Genomic DNA, 18,246 nt, shown 5'->3' with positions numbered 1-18,246 from the left:
ATGAACAACTTCATCGCACTCGTTCCGCGCTTCATCGAAGCGATGGGCATCACGCTCGAAGTGAGCGTGCTGGCGGCCTTCATCGGCATCGTCGCGGGCTTCGCGATCAACGCGATGCGGCTCGCGTTCGGCCGTCCGTTCGCGCTCGTCTATGGCGCGTTCGTATGGCTGGTGCGCGGCACGCCTTATCTGTCGCAGCTCGTGATCGTGTACTTCGGGCTGCCGGTTTTAGGCGTGACGTTGTCGGCCGTGCAGGCCACGATCCTTTCGCTCGCGTTCTATTCGAGCGCTTATTTCGCGGAGCTTTTTCGCGCGGCATGGGCGAGCGTTCCGCGCGGTCAGCTCGAAGCCGCCGCCGCTTTCGGCGTGGGCCGGCGAGACGCGTTCCGCTCCATCGAGCTGCCGCAGGCGCTCGCGTTCGCGGCGCCGCTGATCGCGAACCAGACGATTCTCGTCATCAAGGAGAGTGCGGTCGCGTCGATCATCACGGTGCCCGAATTGACGATGACGGCCAGCGATATCGTCGCATCGAGCTACACGTATATCGGTCCGTATGCGCTGCTGATCGCATGTTACTGGCTGCTGACGCAAGCCGTGTCGCTGATCGCGCAGGCCGCGACTTCCCGCATTCCGTTTCTGAAGAAGACATCATGAGCGACCTTCCGATACTCAAGCTGCGCGCCGTCGGCAAGTCCTACGGCGAGAACCGCGTGCTCAAGGGCATCGACCTGGATGTGATGCGCGGCGAGATCGTCACGCTGATCGGGCCGTCCGGTTCGGGCAAGACCACCGCGCTGCGCTGCATGAATTTTCTCGAAGCCTATGACGAAGGCGAAGTGTGGATCAAAGGCCAGTTGCTGGGCTATCGATCGACAGGACGCACGGCGAAGGATCGTGACAGCGAAGCCAGCATCGCCGACGTGCGCCGTCCTATTTCGATGGTCTTCCAGCAATTCAATCTCTGGCCGCACATGAACGCGCTGGACAACGTCGCAACGCCGCTCGTGCTCGCCAAGAAGATGAGCAGGCGCGACGCGCGCACGAAAGCGTTGGCCGCGCTCACGCGTGTCGGTCTCGAGCACAAGGCAGACGCGTATCCCGCGCGGCTGAGCGGCGGGCAGCAGCAGCGCGTGGGCATCGCGCGGGCGCTGGCCATCGAACCCGAAGTGATTCTGCTCGACGAACCCACATCCGCGCTCGATCCCGAACTCGTCGAGGAAGTACTCAACGTGATCCGTTCGCTCGCGCAGGAAGGCATGACGATGGTGATGGTCACGCACGAGATGAGCTTCGCCGCGAAGATCTCCGACAAGGTCGTGTTCATGGAAGCCGGGAAAATCGTCGAAGCCGGACCGCCCGCGCAACTGTTCGGCAATACGCGCACACCGCGCTTGCAGCAGTTTCTTAAACCGTGGCTGGAACGCAGCCTCGATTTCGTGAGCGAAGGAGTGACATCGTGAGCGCAAGACAAGTGGCGGATGCCGTGAACGCGGCGCGCCTGCTCGAATCGATCGAAGCCCTCGCTGCATTCGGCGCGCGCGATGACGGCGGCGTGGACCGCCCCGCGCTCGGCGAACGCGATATCGAAGCGCGGCGCTTTCTGATCGACCGCGCGCGTGCGCTCGGCTGCAGCGTGCATGTGGATGCGTGCGCGAATCTGTTTTTCCGCCGCGAGGGCGACGCAGCACGTGCGCCGGTGATGACCGGCAGCCACATCGACACGCAACCTGCCGGCGGCAAGCTCGACGGATGTTACGGCGTGCTTGCGGGCTTCGAAGTGCTCGCCGCGTTGAACGATGCGAACGTGCCCACGCGCCGCCCGCTCGAAGTCGCGATCTGGACCAACGAGGAAGGCACGCGCTTCTCGCCGGGCGCGATGGGATCGAGCGCCTTCGTGGAGCCGTCGCGGATGGCGCGTTATGCGCACGTGCAGGACGCCGAAGGCACAACCCTGAGCGCGGCGCTGCAACGCCACGTCAGCGCGTTCCCCGAACTGCCGCCGCGCGCGCAGCAAGACGCCGCGCATGCCTTCGTCGAACTGCATATCGAACAAGGTCCGCAACTCGAAAAGGCCGAGGTGCCGCTCGCTGTCGTCAGCGGCATTCAGGGCGTGCGCTGGTACGCGTTCCATGTGCAGGGCATCGCCGCCCACGCGGGCACCACGCCGATGCCACTGCGCCGCGACGCGATGACGCTCGCCATCGCGCTGCATCGGGAACTCGATGCCATCGCCCATGAACTCGGCCGCGCCGATACGCGCGTCACGTTCGGCCGCTGGAACATCGCGCCGAATTCGATCAACACGATTCCGTCGGCGGTGAGTTTCACCGTCGACTTCCGCCATCCGGACGCGCGCGTGCTCGGCGCGTTCGATGAACACGCGCAGGCCATCGCGCAATCTCATGGCGCGCGCATCGAAGCGCTATTCGCCCATGCGCCCGTCGCGTTCAATCCGTCCGTGTTGTCGCGCATCGACGAAGCCTGCCGCGCGCTCGATACCCGCGCGCTGCATCTGACCTCGGGCGCATTCCACGACGCCATGTATCTCGCGAAACATTGCCCGAGCGGAATGATCTTTGTGCCCAGCATAGACGGCATCAGCCACAACCCCGCCGAAGCGACGGACGCCGGACATCTCGTGCTCGGCGCACGCGCGCTCGCTCATTGCCTCACCACACTCTGCAACGACTGAAGGAGCCCACATGAACGCATCCGCAACGACTCTTGCAAGCACCGAAGACAACGGCCAGGAAACCGGCGTCAACGCCACGCTCAACGAACCCATCTCGCCGGACGGCACGCCTGAAATCGGCATGACGTATACGGTGCCCGCGCGCTGCGGCCGCGCGGTGCGCGTGAAGGCCGGGCAGACCATCCGCATCGCCAATCCGCACGGCACGCAAGTGTGCGATACGTGGATCTTCAACGCGCAGCATCTGAACGAGTTTCTGTCGTTCGAACATACGCGCGCGTTCATCGACAAGATCATTCCGCAGCCGGGCGATCCGCTCGTGACCAACCAGCGCCGCCCGATTGCCGAACTCGTCACGGATACGTCGCCGGGCGTGCACGATACGCTCATCGCCGCGTGCGATCTGTACCGCTATCGCAATCTCGGCGTCGAGCACTATCACGACAACTGCGCGGACAACCTGCGGCTTGCGCTGAAGGCTATTGGCTTGCGCACGAAGGAAGTGCCCCAGCCGTTCAATCTTTGGATGAACATTCCCGTCAAGCCGGATTATTCGATTGACTGGCTGCCGCCCGTGTCGAAGTCCGGCGATTACGTGGATATCAGGGCCGCGATGGACTGCGTCGTGGTCATGTCGGCGTGCCCGCAGGATATCATTCCGATCAACGCGCTCAACCCGCTCGAAGTCGAGTTCACGGTGCTCGCATAAGCGCGCCCTTCTTCTTTTCGATGGTGTTCATTCGTGGCCAGCAAACGACCTTCCTCAACTGCAGCGCGTACTTCACCTAAAGCCAACGCCGCGCCGGCGTCCGCCGCCGATGGCCTCGGCACGCGTCTGCGTCATGCGCGCATGGTGCGACAGATGACGCTCAAGGTGCTCGCGGGAGCGGCGGGTTGCTCGGAAAGTCTTCTGTCGAAGGTCGAAGGCGGCCACGCGACGCCTTCGCTCGCCATGCTGCACAAGCTCGCCATTGCGCTCGACACCAACATCGCGGCACTGCTGTCCGCGCCGACCCTCACGGCTTCGCCCGTTCAGCGTGCGAGCGAGCGGCCCTCGGTGCGCTTTCCGGGCGCGCGGGCCGCTCCGGCGGCCGGCAAACGCAGACGTGCCGAGGGCTCCATCATGCTCGAACGCCTTGTCGTGCCGAGTCCGGGCCAGTTGCTTCAGGGCGACATCCACGTACTGGAGCCGCTTGCCCGCAGCGACGAGCAGATTCATCACGTCGGCGAAGAGTTGGGTTATGTGCTCGAAGGCGAGCTGGAACTCACGCTCGGCGATCAGAGCTATTCGCTCAAGGCGGGCGATTCGTTCTATTTTCCGAGCACCGAGCCGCACAGCTATCGCAATCCGGGCGATGCGGTGACGCGCATACTCTGGGTCAACACGCCGCCCACGTTCTGATCAGCGGGAACTCATCATGGCCAGCACCGATCTTTCGCAGATGCAGTTGCCGCGCTTCGCCGGCATTCCCACTTTCATGCGCGTGCCGTTCGAGCGCGACCTCGCGGCGCTCGATATCGCGCTGGCGGGCGTGCCCTTCGATGGCGGTGTCACCGCGCGTCCTGGCGCACGCTTCGGGCCGCGCGAGATCCGCAACATGTCCACGATGATGCGCGCGATTCATCACGTCACGCGATTCAATCCGTTCGAAGCGTGCCGCGTCGCCGATATCGGCGATGTGCCCTTTGAGCATCTCTACGATCTAGAAGCCGCGCACGCCGATATCCGCCGCTTTTTCGAGCCGGTATTCCGCGCGGGGAAGATAGCGCTGATCGCGGGCGGCGATCACTCGATCACCTATCCGGTCTTTCAGGCGATCGCGCCGAAGCAGCCGCTCGCGCTCGTGCATATCGACGCGCACACGGACACGTGGGACGCGTTCAAGGGCTCGAAATTCACGCACGGCGCGCCGTTCCGACGCGCGGTCGAAGCGGGTCTTCTCGAGCCCACGCGCACGATTCAGATCGGCATACGCGGCGCGCAGAATACCGACGAAGGCTGGCGTTATTCGTTGGATCACGGCATGCGCGTGGTGTTCATCGAAGAGTTCGAGGAACGCGGCCCGGCGGCGATCGTCGAAGAAGCGCGGCGCGTGGTCGGCGATGCGCCCGTGTATCTTTCGCTCGATGTCGATGGGCTCGATCCGGTGTTCACACCTGGCACCGGCACGCCGGAAATCGGCGGATTGACGACGCGCGAAACGCTTGCGTTGCTGCGCGGACTCGACGGGTTGAACTGGGTCGGCGGCGATGTGGTTGAAGTGTCGCCGCCGTATGATCCGAGCGGCAACACCGCGCTCGTCGCCGCAACGATGATGTACGAGATGCTGTGTCTGTTCGCGGCACATCAGGCGGGATCGAGCCGACGCTAGCGCAGCGTCGAACGCGCTGCCGCTCGATGGTCCCGGCGTTAGCGAGCGACGTACCCGCGTCGCGGCCATACGCGGCCAACTATGCGTCGACTAAGAGCTTCTTGCTGCCGGACCTGCTCTTTCAGGGAGCCCGATAGATGAACCGCCCTCCGAGAACTTCCTTTGACGCTGCTTGCAGTGTCGTAACAGCTCGCTAACAATGATGCAGGCGTGCTATTACGCGAATGTCTCGAAGCGCAGATCACATTGCTGTCGGGCTTTCGGTCGTCAACCGACACATCGCGACTGCGGCGCCCTTCGCAATGGGCGCGCTCCATGGATCGGCCGGCAAAGTCCGCCCGAGCAATGCCTTGCCGGAAGCTGCCACAAGCGTCTCCCGATGCCTCATTGATGCAGAATCGGCGCAAAGACCACACCGACACGACCTGAATACCATGGACGACGCAGAATCGCTTTCCCTCGCACTACCCGACGGCTCTAAGGTCTCTGCGCTCCTTCAAGTGCCAGAGCACGCGCGAGCGCTATATGTCTTCGCGCACGGCGCTGGGGCGGGCATGCAGCACGCCGGCATGTCGTCTTTGGCCGACGCGCTTGCCGCGGCGAACGTCGCCACATTGCGCTACCAGTTTCCGTACATGGAGCGGGGCTCCAGGCGGGTGGACTCGCCGGCCGTGGCACATGTTGCCGTGCAGGCAGCCGTCGCAGAGGCCCGCCGGCGGCTGCCAGCCCTGCCGCTCTTCGCGGGCGGCAGGTCGTTCGGCGGCCGCATGACGTCCCAGGCCCAAGCCATCTCCGCGCTCGATGGCGTGCGTGGCCTCGCTTTCGTCGCGTTCCCGCTGCACCCGGCTGGGGCGCCCGGCGTCGAGCGGGCGCGGCACTTGGCGGACGTCACGGTGCCGATTCTCTTCCTGCAGGGCACGCGCGACAAGCTGGCCGAGCTTCACCTGCTGAGGTCGGTCGTCGAGACGCTGGGGCCGCGCGCCACGCTGCATGTGGTGGACGACGCAGATCATTCGTTTCACGTGCGCGCATCCTCCGGCCGGACCGACGCGGAGGTCGTGCGCGAACTAGCGCGGACGATGTCGGAGTGGTTCTTCGCCGAAGGGTAGTTCGTGCGCGTTACCTGAGCAAGCGCAGGAATGCTTGTAGCAGAGTCGGGACGAGAAGCCGGCGAACTCGCCGTCCTGCACTCGCCCTCTCAACGCTTTGCTATCCGCAGACGGTCTGTCGCCTAGCCACGACAACCGACGCCTGTCGCGTCGACGGCGTTTTGCCAGTGCTTAGTGAGTGAATTTGTCAGATCGATCTTTTCGCGGTGCTTCCGCCCCCGGAAATCGCGGCGGGCCATCTGCTTTGATTTGGCCGGCGCCGATCCGTGCAAGCCGCTTAGGGACGCGGCCGGAAAGCAATCAAGACTTTGCGATCATCAACTCCGTGCTGCACGGATGCGATCCACGGTCGCTACCCCATCGGCGCCCCAACCTCTACTAAACTGGGTAGCGTACTCCTGCAAGCTCAGTGAGGGCGGCGCGCAGTTAGCTAGCTGATCCGCGCGACCGAACGCCACGGTGTCAACCCCGGAGTTGACTTGATGAACAGCGTCGTTACCAGGATGCTGATTGCGATTTCCGTCGGCTATCTAGTGGTCGGTTGCGCTGCGGTTCCGCCAGAAGCCGCAATACCGGCTTACCAAAACCGGGCCGTGACACGCGACGAGGCCGGCATCGAGGTTTCAACAGCCGTGCTGTCCTCAGAGGAAAGCGCGGCGGTGTACGGTGTCCCGCTTGCCGAAAGAAGAATTCAGCCCGTCTGGATCGAGGTCCGCAATCGCGAGGACCACAACTACTTTCTCCTGTCACCCGGCCTGGATCCAAACTTCTTTCCCGCATCGGAGGCGGCAGAGGCTTTCAGCAGCGATGCTTCGCCCGACCAGCGTTCCGAGCTCGCGCGCCGCTTCCGTAGTCTCGCTTTTCATAACCCCGTGCGTCCCGGAGAGACGGTCGCGGGGTTTGTGCTGACGAATTTCAACGCGGGCGCGAAGCTGGTGCAACTGGATCTCGTCGCGAGCGGACACGCTCGGACGTTCTCCGTTTTCGTATCCGTACCTGGGTTTGAAGCCGACTACAAGCGTAGTCAGGTCTTCAGACGGGCGACCGATCCGCAGGAGCCCACTGCAAATTACACGGACGACGCGAGCTTTCGAGAAGCGCTCGAAGCACTGCCCTGTTGCGCAACTGACGAGGACGGCTCAAAGAAGGGCGACCCGCTCAACCTGGTGATCGTCGGCAGCCTCGACGACGCCTTTCCCGCACTGGTGCGGCGGGGCTGGAGCCTCACGGAACGAAAGTGGTCGGGGGCAATCGAGCGGATGATCAGCGCCGCGTTGTCGGGCCAAGCGTACGTCAACGCGCCGGTGAGCGACCTTCATCTGTTCGGACGCGCCCAAGACCTCGCGCTTCAAAAGGCGCGGGGCGACATTCACCAGCGCAACCATATGCGGCTCTGGCTCAGCACGATGCGCTATCACGACAAGCCTGTGTGGGTTGGACAGATCAGCCGCGATATCGGGATTCGCCTGACGTGGCACTCGTCAACGTTCACGACACACAAGATCGACCCGGAGGTGGATGAGGCACGCACTGCGCTGACCGAAGACATGGCGTATTCCCAGAACCTGTTCAAGATGGGACTAGTGACGGGGGTGGGTGCCGTGTTGGAAGCTGCGCCGCGAAGGAATTTGACGACCGACCCGTATTACACCGACGGCTTCCGCGTCGTGCTGGTGTTCGATCGCACGCCGAGGCCGTTATCGCAGATCGAAATCTTCCCGTGGATCACTCCGTACAAGGTACTGCGGGTGACGCCAGGAGCGAGGCCATGACCATCCAGCAGACCTTGCGCAGGCGACGGTCTAATGCAGGACTCGCGCTATGCCTGGCGCTCGCGCTGGCCGGCTGCTCGACATGGCAAATTCCGCCCGAGGCGGACGCTGAGCCGTTGCGTCAGCGCGAGGTCAGCGCCTCCAGTCGCGGCGTACGCGTGAGCGCAACGGTGCTTAGCGAAGAAGACAGCAAGCGGATGTATGGTGCCGACGTCAACAGAACGGGAGTGCAGCCGCTTTGGCTCGAAGTGCAGAATGGGACGTCGCAGGCGCTGTGGCTTTTACGCTCGGGCACGGACCCGGACTACTTTTCACCTCATGAAGTCGCATGGTCAATGCATACGCTGTTTGGCGGCGCAAGCAACAAGCGCATGGACGACTATTTCCGTGATCTCAGGTTCAACAACCCCATCCCGTCGGGGGAGACACGATCGGGCATTTTGTTCACCAACCCCGATCAAGGCATCAAGCTCGTCAATGTCGATCTGCTGGGAAACCAGACGCTGATGCCCTTCTCGATCTTTCTGCGTGTGCCAGGCGGCACGATGGATCCACGGCTGTCGCAGATCCCTCTGCCACCCTCTGCCACTGGAATCACGGACTACCAGGACCTGGCGTCGCTGCGCGCGGCGCTCGAGCGCCTACCATGCTGTGCCACCGACCCGAGCGGGACTATTCAGGCCGATCCGCTAAATGCCATTGGCATTGGCCAGCTCACCGACATCGGGGCAGCGCTGGTGCGGCGCGACTATCGGCGCGATGCGCGGGAGTTTGACCTCGCGCAGCGCGTCTTCGGTCGGGAACCGGACTTTGTCATGCGCAAGCAGGCGCAGGCCGGGGCGCCCGCAAACTGGATCCGGGGATGGCTCGCTCCGATCCGCTTTCAGGGACAACTGGTCTACGTCGCGCAGGTCGGCCGCCCTGTCGGCGGGCGCTTTGCGCCCCGCGATAAAAAACGCCTCACTCTCCACGAGAACGTCGACGAGGCACGCAACTTTCTGATGCAGGACCTGATGTATTCGAGCGGCCTCGAAAAGCTCGGATTTGTGAACGGTGTTGGCCCCGCACCGCCGACTCGTCCTCGTATAACCCTTGACGGTGCGACTTACTATACGGACGGATTGCGCGCGGTCGTGTTCTTCGCCACCCGGCCGCGGAGTCTGTCGGATGTCGATTTTCTTGAGTGGGTCCCCTATCTGGAAGAGCCAGATACTCGTCAAACTGGAGCAACCGGCAATGCGAGTCAGTGACTCGAGATCGAGATGGGCGCTCATTCAATTCAAGCGTCAGGTTGCCGCTGCCTTCGATGCGTGCCGCCAGATCAGCGCTTGGTTAGCGACGATCACGTCGTGCGTTCTCTTCGGCGCATGCGCGGCGAAGCCGCTTATCCCGTACTCGGCCGATACACCCCCGATGGTTCTCATGCCCGCGTCTCAGGCTGGCGTCATGGATAAGCGAGGGCGCTTTCGGGAAATATATTGCGCGGTCCTCGAAGCACGCGGTGCAGCGCTACCCGACTACCGCCCGTGTGAGCAAGCGCTGACGCGGGTCGGCGCAGAGTCCCCTGGCACCGGCGAGCCCGTCGAACTTGGCCAGTCTAGGCGGCACCTGATTGGGGCGGTGGTGCATGGCGTCGGCTACGATTGCTTCGATCCCTGGCTGGATACGCCGGATACCGTCGTGACGCATCTTCGCGAGTATGGCTTCGATGCAGCGCTCATCAACGTCGACGCGCTGTCGAGTTCCACTAACAATGCACGGCAAATTCGCGACGCGATCATGGCTATGCCGGCATCGGAGGACGCGCCGCGGCTCGTGTTGATTGGTTATTCGAAGGGGGCGCCCGACATTTTGGAAGCACTGGTCGCCTATCCTGAGATACGAAGCCGCGTGGCAGCGGTGGTGAGTGCCGCCGGTGCAATCGGCGGCTCCCCGCTCGCCAACGACGCCGACCAATATCAGGCCGACTTGTTGCGATATGTCCCGGGCGCAACCTGCACATCGGGCGATGGTGGTGCCGTAGAGAGTTTGAGACCTGCGACTCGCAAAGCGTGGCTCGCGCAGCATCCGCTTCCGGCTGATCTGCATTACTACTCGGTCGTGACGTTCCCGCAGCCCGAGCGAATCTCCTCGATCCTGAAGTCGAGCTATGACAAGCTCGCGCGCGTCGACTCGCGGAACGACAGTCAGGTCATCTTTTACGATCAGGTTGTCCCCGGCAGCACGCTTCTCGCCTACGTCAATGCGGATCACTGGGCGCTCGCGGTGCCTGTTGCGCGGACCCACCCTACGATCGGGGCGCTCTTCGTTACACAGAATGCGTATCCTCGCGAGGCGCTGGCAGAGGCGATTCTGCGCTTCCTGGAGGAGGATCTTGGCGTGCCGATCCGCTGATTAGCTGGCAGTCGTCTGTCAACGAACGCGTTCGGGGCCGTTTCAACCGGTTGATGCAGCCCCATGTACACCGGTCCGGCGTCGGTCCGGTCTCGACCTGAACCGGCCGCTGGAGCGGTCACACTGCGACTTGGTCGAACGGCAGAAACCGGCCGGCTGCGGAATTTAGCACAACGGCCAACCAGCTAACGAAAGGGTGAGGAAGTAAATCCGTGCAGCCATATGCGTTAAGCGGCAACCATCTCTGCAGACGTCGTTCGTCCGTCAAGGCTGTTACGTGTCCGGAAGGCGGCCCGTTCGCTGGCTCGTGCGATGGACAGCTTACTGCGCCCCGGATTGCGGCGATTCCAAGCTTTTCACGGCGTTCCTGATCTCTTGCAGAAGCCGGCTCTGTTGATACGGCTTGCGTAGTCTCGGTAGATCCGCTCCGGTGCCCTCCGGCAGTTCCGCGTAGCCGGTTGCGAGTATGACAGGCAGGACGGGCCTGAGTGCCCGCGCCGCATTGGCTAATTCAACGCCGGTCATCTTGGGCATTGAGAAATCAGTTAGCAGAACGTCAACTTTCTGGCCGGCGCGAAGGACTTGGAGCGCGGCGTCCCCTGATGCGGCCTCGATCACCTCATGTCCAAGGTCCTGCAGGAGATAAGATGTGCTTGACAAAATAAGTGGGTCATCATCGACGACTAGTACGGTGGCGCGCAGCTCGCTGGCGTCGGCCGGACCGTCGTCCTTCGGGTCATCGGCGATACGCTCCTCGGCAGCCGGGCGACCCGTGACAGGAAGCCAGAGCGATGCACGCGTGCCCTTTCCATACGTGCTTTCTAGACGAAGCGCGCCTTGTAGCTGACGCGCGAGACCGTGAATCATCGAAAGGCCAAGCCCCGTGCCCTTCCCCACTTCCTTGGTCGTGAAGAAGGGTTCCGTCGCTTTGGCGAGTGTCGCGGCGTCCATGCCAGTGCCTGTGTCCCTCACTGTCACCCGCACGTAGTCGCCGGCTCGCAGGTCGCCATCGCCCGCAGAATGCGCGGTATCGACGCTGATTTGGATTGCGCCGCCATCGGGCATCGCATCGCGCGCATTGACTACCAGGTTCAGTATCGCCAGTTCAATCTGATTTGTATCGACGCGAGTAAACGGCACTTCTTCGGGCGTATCGATGACCAGTTCGATCATCGAGCCAATCGACCGGTCCAGAAGGTCGGCCATGCCGTGAACCAGCGCAGACATCTGGACAGGCTCGACCTTAAGGACCTGCTGTCGCGCGAACGCGAGCAGCCGTTGAGTGAGCGCGGCGCCGCGTTGAGCGCCTTTCAGCGCGCCATCGACCAACCGACCCACTCGCTCTTCGGGCGGCACTTCCTTTCGCACGAGTTCGAGATTCGCCATGATCGCCATCAGCAAATTGTTGAAGTCGTGCGCGATGCCGCCCGTCAACTGGCCGATCATCTCGAGCTTCTGGACCTGCCGCAGCAGCTTCTCTGTGTGCTCGCGCTGCCGTATTTCCTCGAGCACCGTTCGATGCGCGTCTTCCAGTTGCGCGGTGCGCTCCAGCACCTTGACTTCGAGCGATTCGTTCACCCGGCGCAGCTGATCTTCCGACGTTTTGCGCAGCGTCACGTCGGAGCAAACGCCGACGAGCCGAACGATCCGGTCGTCGCGCACGACACGCGCCCTGACTTCAACCCAGTGCACGGTCCCGTTCCGCCAGACGTTGCGATACTCGATCGCGTAGTCGCAGCCGGTTTCCGCGCTGACCGCGATGGCTGCCTGCACCCGCTCGCGATCCTCGGGATGAGTGCTTGCAATCAGTTCTTCATAAGTAAAGTTGTCGGTCTCCAAGCGGCCGAATATCGCTTTGCAAGTCGTCGATGCTGTCAGCGTGTTGCTGGAAAGATCGAGGCTCCAGGAGCCGAGGTGTCCGGCCGTGAGTGCTATGCGAAGATGCGCTTCGCCCTCATCGAGTTCTCGGATTCGAGCCCGAGCCTCGAACTGGCGATTCCGGCCCCGCACCGCTGTTTCGACGACGCTTACGAACGTCGTCGGATGAAACGGACGCTCGATGAACGTGACGTTGCCGAGTGCCGTAATCAACCGCTCGGCCATCGGTCTGCGAACGGGACCGCTGCGCTGTGTGAGTACGACAAATGGAAGGTCCGACCACGGCGGCTGCGACGACACCCATCCCGCCAGCGTGGCGAGGTCGGCGCCGTTCAACGCTTCGTCGGCGACGATAACGCAGCAGACGTCGTCTCTCAACGTCTCGCCGAGTTGCGCTACGTTCTTGCACGGCTCTGCGTCGATCCCGGCCGCCCCCAACAGCGCCTGCGCAACGACGCAGTCGCGTCCCGACGGGGTGAGGAGCAGCACGGGACATCGCTCGGTTTCGGCCATGCGATCGTCAGTCCTTGGTTGCAGTCTTCGGCGTCAGCAGAGGCGCCGACTTTCCGACGAACGTCGGCACGCCTCGAAGCACCCCCTGGAAATCTTCCAGCGGCTCTCCGAGCGTGAGCCCCTCCGAACCGATACGGAACTCGCGGATCGATTCCTCATGAGCCCCGGTGCGCTTCTTGATGACCGACACCGCACGTCGAACGCGCCCGATCGCTTCGAAGTAACGAAGCAGGATGACCGTGTCAGCAAGATAGGTCACGTCGACCGGCGCCTTCATGTCGCCGACGAGGCCGTGCTGGGCGACAGTCAAAAAGGTGTTCGCGCCCTGCCGATTCAGATACTGCAACAACTCGTGCACGTGCAGTACGAGCGCGTTTTCCTCAGGCATGGCGGCCTGATACCCGTTCAGACTATCGATGACAACCGTCTTTACACGCGCGCGGTCGACGCTCGCACGCACGCGATGCGCGAACTCGCCCGGCGACAGCTCTGCCGCGTCCAGTTGTTCGACGTGCAGATCACCGGCATCTCTCATGGCTTCGAGGTCGATGCCCATTGGGCGCACACGGTCGAACAGTAGGCCGAGCTCTTCATCGAAGACGAAGAGCGCAGCCTTTTCGCCCCGCCGCACGGCCGCCGTGACGAATTGGATCGCGAAGAGGCTCTTGCCGGTCCCTGCGGGGCCAAGGATAAGCGTGCTGGATCCTTGCTCGACACCCCCGCCGAGCAAAGCGTCGAGTTCCGCAACGTCGCTTGTCATTTGCGTGCGCGCGTAACTGGTTCGGTGCTCACCGGCGACAAGTCGCGGGAACACCGCCACCCCGCCGTGTCGGATAGCAAAATCGTGATAGCCGCCACGAAAATGCTGACCGCGGTATTTGAGCACCCTTAGGCGCCGGCGCTCGGCGCCATATTGCGGCGATAACTCCTCCAGTTTGATGACGCCGTGCGCCACGCTATGCACGGTCTTGTCCGCCGCATCGGAGGTGAGATCGTCCAGCATGAGCACCGTGGCGTCGCGGCCCGCGAAGTAATGCTTGAATGCCAGGATCTGCCGGCGGTAGCGCAGCGAGCTTTGCGCAAGCAAGCGAATCTCCGAAAGACTATCGATGACCACGCGCTTCGGTTTCACGCGCTCGAACTCGCCGAGGATGAGCCGCGTCGTCTCGCCCAGCTCGAGGTCGGAGGAATAGAGCAGCGTCTGCTGCTGATCGGCGTCAAGCAGATTTTCGGACGGGCTGACTTCGAAGATGCTGATCTGTGGACCGAGCCGCCATCCGTGCGACAAAGCGCCGTTGCGCAGTTCCTCCATCGTCTCGGAGAGCGTGATGTAAAGGCATGGCTCCCCCAGTTCGGCGCCAGCCTGCAGGAAACTCAGCGCGATGGTTGTCTTGCCCGTGCCCGGACTTCCCTCGAGAAGGAACAAGTTGCCCCGGCTCAGTCCGCCAACGAGAATGTCGTCGAGCCCCGGGACGCCCGTGCGAGCGTATTGGGGCATTACGGTACTATCGTTCATCTGTTGCTCCAAGCTGCTTCATTGCAACACGGGAGAGCCTGTGTTTCGGAATTTTCGTCAGCGCCTGCTCGAGCGAAGTACGAGCGTCGCAGACATCATGCGCGGATTGCAGTTCCAACCAGTGCATCGCCGGCACGCCACAAAAGGCCTCGAGACGCACCGCCATTTCGGGCGTGATGCTCGCGCTGCCGTCGAAGATCCGGTGAAGCGTTTGACGAGCCACGCCCAGATCTCGGGCCGCCTGGCTCACCGAGAGGCCCAAATGGGGCAGCACAAAGATCTTGAGAAGATCCCCTGGATGGTGTGCCTCGTCCTGATAGCGGGTGGTGCCGGGAATCGACGTGGAAGCCATGGTGGCAAGCGTAACGCGTTGCGTGACAAGTGATCAGGCTACCATGAAGCTGGGTGAGCCGCGCCGTGAGCGTCCCGGCCCGGCCAGACCATCTTTTCACAGATTCCCTCGCTCTGAGCCGCGACAGTGCGAAGCAAGATACGGCGCAGCTAGCCTACTCACGCCGATGCTGATGTCGCAGCGGCCTGCCGCCGCTTCAAAGCGGATTGCCTGGCAAGCTGCAATGGATAGCCGTCGCCGCGATCGCGGCTTCGCCGACTGCCACGCAGATCTGATTCAACGAATTGACTGCATCGCCCGCGGCAAATATGCCGGCCACGCTAGTGCGCTGCCGCTTATCCGCCACGATCATGCCGTCCTCATCCCGTTCGACGTTCAAGCCACTCAATAGCTCAGTTTCTTCGCGAGAGCCAAGCACAGGATAGACAATATCGAACCTCTGTCGCCGCCCATCCGGGCAGACAACGCTCAAGCGCCCGTCAGCGTTAGCCGAAGCTTCGAGCGCACCCAACGGCACCAATTCTATGGCGTTCTCTACGGCCGACGCGCGCTCCTCTTGCGTCAGCGCCGAAAGGTCGGGCGCGACGACAGCTACCTGCCTGCAAAACGTTCGGAAGAACAAAGCGTGCGACAGCGCTCGTGACGCGGAACCCAGCATCGCCGCCCGTTTGCCTTGCGCCTCGAAGCCATCGCATATCGCGCACAACCTGAGCAATCCTTTTTCGGTAAGCCGTTCGGCTCCGACGATCGGCGGTAGCCTATCGCGGATCCCGAACGCGAGCAGGACACGATGTGCCAGAGCGCTCTGCCTGTCAGCATCGCCGCTGCTCCTGTAGTCCACGACGAAGCCGGCGGACACCTGTCGTATCGCGACGACTCGGCCGGCGATTATCGGCACCGGGTAGCAATCGACCTGCCGACGCATCTTGACGATGAGTTCCTTGCCGCTGATGCCGCCTTCAAAACCAGCAAGGTTACGCACGATCGGGATCCGCGACGCTCTGCTCTGACCGGCATCGATAACCAGGGTCGAGCGCCTGAACCGGGCAAGATAGAGTGCAGCGGTCAACCCTGCCGGACCGCCGCCGATAACAACACAGTCAAAAGCCTGATCCATCATCGATTCCTTCTTGCACAACCGACATAGCCGAATCAACACGGTGCGCGGTTCATTAACAAGCCTTCGTGGCAGGGTTGAGCAATTCCGATTCCCAAAAGTCCCATGTTGGAACCCGACAATCAAAGTGATCGCGACAGTGCGTAAGGGTCGCAAGCACCCGACCCGTCGAGCCACGCTGCCGATTCGACATGCCCGGAGTTAGCAAGCGGGTCTCGTGCGCGGCAGCCCAGGCAGCCGTCGACTTCGTCGAAAAGCGAATCTCGTCTTTCGTCTCAGTCTCAGGTCGAGGCACCGAAAGCGCGCTTCGTGGGAAGGACACCGACGTTCGCGCGGGCAGCGCCGCCCCCCGCTTGCGGGTGGGATGATCGCGACGCCAGATCAACCAGCAATCAGAACGGGTGCGCGGTTCGGTGGCCAAAGGCAACCCGCCGTCCGCCTGTCACAGCGTTCCGACCGACTGTGTTTCACACTGAACGGTGCACCGATGTTCGGACATTGTGTCGCGAGCCGGTCGGCCAACCATCTGTGGATCGGTGGCCGTGCAACTTTCAGCACGCGTCTTGAATATAAGAGGCCGGGTTCACTTCTTGAAACAGCGGCGGGCTGACGCCGGTCGCCTTGTCATCCGCGAGCGCTCTGCTGCCAGGCAGACCCTCGGTGTTCGGATCGCGCGGTTTGTGGACGCCCGCGTTTGTACTTCCGCGTTGACGTTCCGCTTCCTCGCATTTCGTACATGCGCGCTGAGTTGTGACGCGCGGCGGTGCCCGTGACAGGGAGCACGTACCTGTGGTGAAACCAGTCGAACATGCCTAAAGCCAACATCACTATTCGAACCATGACAGCGGAGCCGCTTCCCGAGCACGACCTGATAACCGCACTGATGCAGCGCCACGTCGCCGTTCTCGATGCCCGCGTCGCACCCGATGGCATCAACTTCGTTTGCGAGGCCGACGTCGGCGCGCTCAGGCGCTGCGCCGAGCATCTCGCGTCGCTTTCCTTCGTCGGCGGCGTCTCGCTTCAACTGTGTCAGGCCGCGGCATCGCCCGGCGGCAGCGGAACATGAATCCGGCGCTCGCGCAGCACTTCCTGCTCTACGGCGTGCTTCCGTTGTGGCTCGCCGCCGGCACCGCGGACGCGCTTTGTCACCGCTGGGCGAATCTTCCCGAGACTGCCGGCGTGCGCGAATCGCTGATGCATATCGCCCAGCTAACCGAAGGCGCCGGTGTCGTGCTGTGCGCGTTGTTCCTGCAAATCAACGCGTTCGCGATCGTTGCGATGGCCGCGCTCATCGTCGTCCACCATCTCACCGTGTATGCGGATCTGCGCTACGCATCGGCGACGCGCGTCATTACACCCGTCGAGCAAATGGTACATAGCGTTCTTGAGATGGCGCCGATCGTCGGGCTAGCCATCATTTGTCTCGCCCATCCCGATGTCTTCGCCAGACTGTTCGATAACGCCGCTAGTTACACGCCCGCATGGCGCGATCCTCCGTTGTCCTCGACGACCGTCACAGCCGTGCTGATGCTCTGCGCGATATTCGGCGTCGTGCCGTACGCGATGGAACTCGCAGCGTCTATCCGCGCTTCGCGCAAGCGGCAACGGCGGAAGACGGATGCCGCCAGCGAGTCCGTCATGCGCTAGGCACGCGCCATGCGCAGACCGAGTCGTGCAGCGAGAAACGACGACTTGGAGCAAGCATGCAGAACGCCGAAGGCAACCCGACCCAGGCCCAGCAGAACGAGATGGCGGCAAAAAGCCCCGCCAAGACACCAGCGACAGGCACCGCATCGCCCGATGCCGCCACGCAGGCAGCGGAGTTCGGCCGCGACCGCAATGCTGGCTCGGCCGAGCCCGGGCAGCGCAATGACCCGTCGCCGCTGCCCGACATCGACCATGCTTCGATCGCGCGGGATTCCGGCGATCCGGTGCAGCGGGCGAACAGCCGCATCGTCGGCGTGGATTCGCAAGGCATGGGCTCGACGGACGATACCGTGGACGCGGACGCCAAGTCGATCGAGGCGCGCCGCGATCTGTCGGGCTGGCACGACAACGTCATCACATCGAACGCGACGCTCGAAAACAACGTGCCGGCGCCGGCCGCAGGACTGGGCGGCATCGATAGCCGCGTGACGGGCAATCTCCCTTCCATCTTGCCGAAGCCGGGCTATCGGGTCGTCGTTACGGAAACGGTGTACGCCGAAGAGCGCAACGGTTCACGCGCATCGCACGTGTTCAGGCTGGAGCGCGAATAGCCCGGGCCGCACCCCGAGGAGCAAGCGATGAGTTTCTTGCAGCGTCTCTTTCATCGGCGCGAGCACGCCGTTAAAACCGATCTCTATGTGTCGGACTTCGAGCAGTTTCTGAATCGGCTCAAGCACGATCATCCCGAACTGGATCGCGAACAGATGCTCGGACGCGCGTTGCTGTGGGACAAGCTTCCACAGTTTCCGAATTCCGGCGATGTCGCCGGGAAGGAAGGCGAGCTGAGACAACCTTCGTATGTTTATTACAGCCGGACGGATTGA

Annotated in this window: 18 protein-coding genes; 14 read left to right on the top strand and 4 right to left on the bottom strand. The window is 62.8% G+C overall.

The genetic code is table 11. The features are described 5' to 3' along the window. From NCS03_RS30735 to NCS03_RS30690, 10 genes are all read left to right on the top strand, one after another. On the top strand, positions 1–654 hold the full coding sequence (locus tag NCS03_RS30735) for an amino acid ABC transporter permease (RefSeq protein ID WP_250530475.1): 654 nt from the start codon (positions 1–3) through the stop codon (positions 652–654). Then, positions 651–1,460, top strand: coding sequence for an amino acid ABC transporter ATP-binding protein (locus tag NCS03_RS30730; RefSeq protein WP_008345531.1), 810 nt, complete (start codon positions 651–653; stop codon positions 1,458–1,460). Before NCS03_RS30735 ends, NCS03_RS30730 begins: the two co-directional genes overlap by 4 nt. Then, positions 1,457–2,692: a M20 family metallo-hydrolase gene (locus NCS03_RS30725; RefSeq protein WP_250530474.1), complete on the top strand. Its 1,236-nt coding sequence runs from the start codon at positions 1,457–1,459 to the stop codon at positions 2,690–2,692. Before NCS03_RS30730 ends, NCS03_RS30725 begins: the two co-directional genes overlap by 4 nt. A 10-nt stretch (positions 2,693–2,702) precedes the next feature. Then, on the top strand, positions 2,703–3,401 hold the full coding sequence (locus NCS03_RS30720; RefSeq protein WP_008345533.1) for a DUF1989 domain-containing protein: 699 nt from the start codon (positions 2,703–2,705) through the stop codon (positions 3,399–3,401). A 141-nt stretch (positions 3,402–3,542) separates the two neighbouring features. After that, positions 3,543–4,094 (top strand): cupin domain-containing protein, encoded by a 552-nt coding sequence (locus tag NCS03_RS30715; protein ID WP_008345534.1) that lies wholly within the window; start codon positions 3,543–3,545, stop codon positions 4,092–4,094. Between the two features lie 16 nt (positions 4,095–4,110). Then, on the top strand, positions 4,111–5,064 hold the full coding sequence (gene speB, locus NCS03_RS30710; protein ID WP_175982113.1) for an agmatinase: 954 nt from the start codon (positions 4,111–4,113) through the stop codon (positions 5,062–5,064). A gap of 434 nt (positions 5,065–5,498) precedes the next feature. Continuing rightward, on the top strand, positions 5,499–6,173 hold the full coding sequence (locus NCS03_RS30705) for an alpha/beta hydrolase family protein (RefSeq protein WP_250530473.1): 675 nt from the start codon (positions 5,499–5,501) through the stop codon (positions 6,171–6,173). Between the two features lie 482 nt (positions 6,174–6,655). Continuing rightward, on the top strand, positions 6,656–7,945 hold the full coding sequence (locus NCS03_RS30700) for an LssY C-terminal domain-containing protein (RefSeq protein WP_250530471.1): 1,290 nt from the start codon (positions 6,656–6,658) through the stop codon (positions 7,943–7,945). Next, positions 7,942–9,195, top strand: a complete 1,254-nt coding sequence (locus tag NCS03_RS30695) for an LssY C-terminal domain-containing protein (RefSeq protein WP_250530470.1) — start codon at positions 7,942–7,944, stop codon at positions 9,193–9,195. Before NCS03_RS30700 ends, NCS03_RS30695 begins: the two co-directional genes overlap by 4 nt. Continuing rightward, positions 9,182–10,339: a lipase family protein gene (locus NCS03_RS30690; RefSeq protein WP_008345539.1), complete on the top strand. Its 1,158-nt coding sequence runs from the start codon at positions 9,182–9,184 to the stop codon at positions 10,337–10,339. Before NCS03_RS30695 ends, NCS03_RS30690 begins: the two co-directional genes overlap by 14 nt. Before the next feature lie 321 nt (positions 10,340–10,660). Here the strand turns inward: NCS03_RS30690 and NCS03_RS30685 are convergent, their stop codons facing one another. From NCS03_RS30685 to NCS03_RS30670, 4 genes are all read right to left on the bottom strand, one after another. Next, complete coding sequence (locus NCS03_RS30685; protein ID WP_008345540.1) at positions 10,661–12,730, bottom strand: hybrid sensor histidine kinase/response regulator; 2,070 nt, start codon at positions 12,728–12,730, stop codon at positions 10,661–10,663. A 7-nt stretch (positions 12,731–12,737) separates the two neighbouring features. After that, on the bottom strand, positions 12,738–14,246 hold the full coding sequence (locus NCS03_RS30680) for an ATPase domain-containing protein (RefSeq protein WP_033535654.1): 1,509 nt from the start codon (positions 14,244–14,246) through the stop codon (positions 12,738–12,740). Further along, entirely contained in the window at positions 14,236–14,598 is a 363-nt protein-coding gene (locus NCS03_RS30675; protein WP_008345543.1) for a HigA family addiction module antitoxin, read from the bottom strand. Before NCS03_RS30675 ends, NCS03_RS30680 begins: the two co-directional genes overlap by 11 nt. A 196-nt stretch (positions 14,599–14,794) precedes the next feature. After that, on the bottom strand, positions 14,795–15,718 hold the full coding sequence (locus NCS03_RS30670) for an NAD(P)/FAD-dependent oxidoreductase (RefSeq protein WP_034471109.1): 924 nt from the start codon (positions 15,716–15,718) through the stop codon (positions 14,795–14,797). Positions 15,719–16,523: 805 nt separating this feature from the next. Between NCS03_RS30670 and NCS03_RS30665 the strand changes: the two genes are divergently transcribed. From NCS03_RS30665 to NCS03_RS30650, 4 genes are read left to right on the top strand one after another with little or no spacing between them, the layout of a single operon-like run. Beyond that, a complete protein-coding gene (locus NCS03_RS30665; protein ID WP_250437910.1) occupies positions 16,524–16,781 on the top strand; it encodes a hypothetical protein in 258 nt (85 codons plus the stop codon). Continuing rightward, complete coding sequence (locus NCS03_RS30660; RefSeq protein WP_250520563.1) at positions 16,778–17,362, top strand: diguanylate cyclase; 585 nt, start codon at positions 16,778–16,780, stop codon at positions 17,360–17,362. The genes NCS03_RS30665 and NCS03_RS30660 overlap by 4 nt, the downstream gene beginning before the upstream one ends. A 56-nt stretch (positions 17,363–17,418) precedes the next feature. After that, positions 17,419–17,973, top strand: a complete 555-nt coding sequence (locus NCS03_RS30655; RefSeq protein ID WP_008345556.1) for a DUF3005 domain-containing protein — start codon at positions 17,419–17,421, stop codon at positions 17,971–17,973. 27 nt (positions 17,974–18,000) lie between these two features. Further along, entirely contained in the window at positions 18,001–18,246 is a 246-nt protein-coding gene (locus tag NCS03_RS30650) for a DUF3460 family protein (protein WP_250437908.1), read from the top strand.

Origin of the sequence: Caballeronia sp. ATUFL_F1_KS4A, assembly GCF_023630905.1 — a bacterium.
Lineage (GTDB): Bacteria > Pseudomonadota > Gammaproteobacteria > Burkholderiales > Burkholderiaceae > Caballeronia > Caballeronia zhejiangensis.
The sequence above is the reverse complement of the archived record's forward strand: the minus strand, read 5'-3'. Positions and strand labels throughout refer to the sequence as shown.

Bases quoted from the DNA above. Each gene is read 5' to 3' on its own strand.
- NCS03_RS30735 (WP_250530475.1), top strand. From the start codon at position 1: ATGAACAACTTCATCGCACTCGTTCCGCGCTTCATCGAAGCGATGGGC.
- NCS03_RS30730 (WP_008345531.1), top strand. From the start codon at position 651: ATGAGCGACCTTCCGATACTCAAGCTGCGCGCCGTCGGCAAGTCCTAC.
- NCS03_RS30720 (WP_008345533.1), top strand. From the start codon at position 2,703: ATGAACGCATCCGCAACGACTCTTGCAAGCACCGAAGACAACGGCCAG.
- NCS03_RS30715 (WP_008345534.1), top strand. From the start codon at position 3,543: ATGGTGCGACAGATGACGCTCAAGGTGCTCGCGGGAGCGGCGGGTTGC.
- speB (WP_175982113.1), top strand. From the start codon at position 4,111: ATGGCCAGCACCGATCTTTCGCAGATGCAGTTGCCGCGCTTCGCCGGC.
- NCS03_RS30705 (WP_250530473.1), top strand. From the start codon at position 5,499: ATGGACGACGCAGAATCGCTTTCCCTCGCACTACCCGACGGCTCTAAG.
- NCS03_RS30700 (WP_250530471.1), top strand. From the start codon at position 6,656: ATGAACAGCGTCGTTACCAGGATGCTGATTGCGATTTCCGTCGGCTAT.
- NCS03_RS30695 (WP_250530470.1), top strand. From the start codon at position 7,942: ATGACCATCCAGCAGACCTTGCGCAGGCGACGGTCTAATGCAGGACTC.
- NCS03_RS30690 (WP_008345539.1), top strand. From the start codon at position 9,182: ATGCGAGTCAGTGACTCGAGATCGAGATGGGCGCTCATTCAATTCAAG.
- NCS03_RS30685 (WP_008345540.1), bottom strand. From the start codon at position 12,730: ATGGCCGAAACCGAGCGATGTCCCGTGCTGCTCCTCACCCCGTCGGGA.
- NCS03_RS30680 (WP_033535654.1), bottom strand. From the start codon at position 14,246: ATGAACGATAGTACCGTAATGCCCCAATACGCTCGCACGGGCGTCCCG.
- NCS03_RS30675 (WP_008345543.1), bottom strand. From the start codon at position 14,598: ATGGCTTCCACGTCGATTCCCGGCACCACCCGCTATCAGGACGAGGCA.
- NCS03_RS30670 (WP_034471109.1), bottom strand. From the start codon at position 15,718: ATGATGGATCAGGCTTTTGACTGTGTTGTTATCGGCGGCGGTCCGGCA.
- NCS03_RS30665 (WP_250437910.1), top strand. From the start codon at position 16,524: ATGCCTAAAGCCAACATCACTATTCGAACCATGACAGCGGAGCCGCTT.
- NCS03_RS30660 (WP_250520563.1), top strand. From the start codon at position 16,778: ATGAATCCGGCGCTCGCGCAGCACTTCCTGCTCTACGGCGTGCTTCCG.
- NCS03_RS30655 (WP_008345556.1), top strand. From the start codon at position 17,419: ATGCAGAACGCCGAAGGCAACCCGACCCAGGCCCAGCAGAACGAGATG.
- NCS03_RS30650 (WP_250437908.1), top strand. From the start codon at position 18,001: ATGAGTTTCTTGCAGCGTCTCTTTCATCGGCGCGAGCACGCCGTTAAA.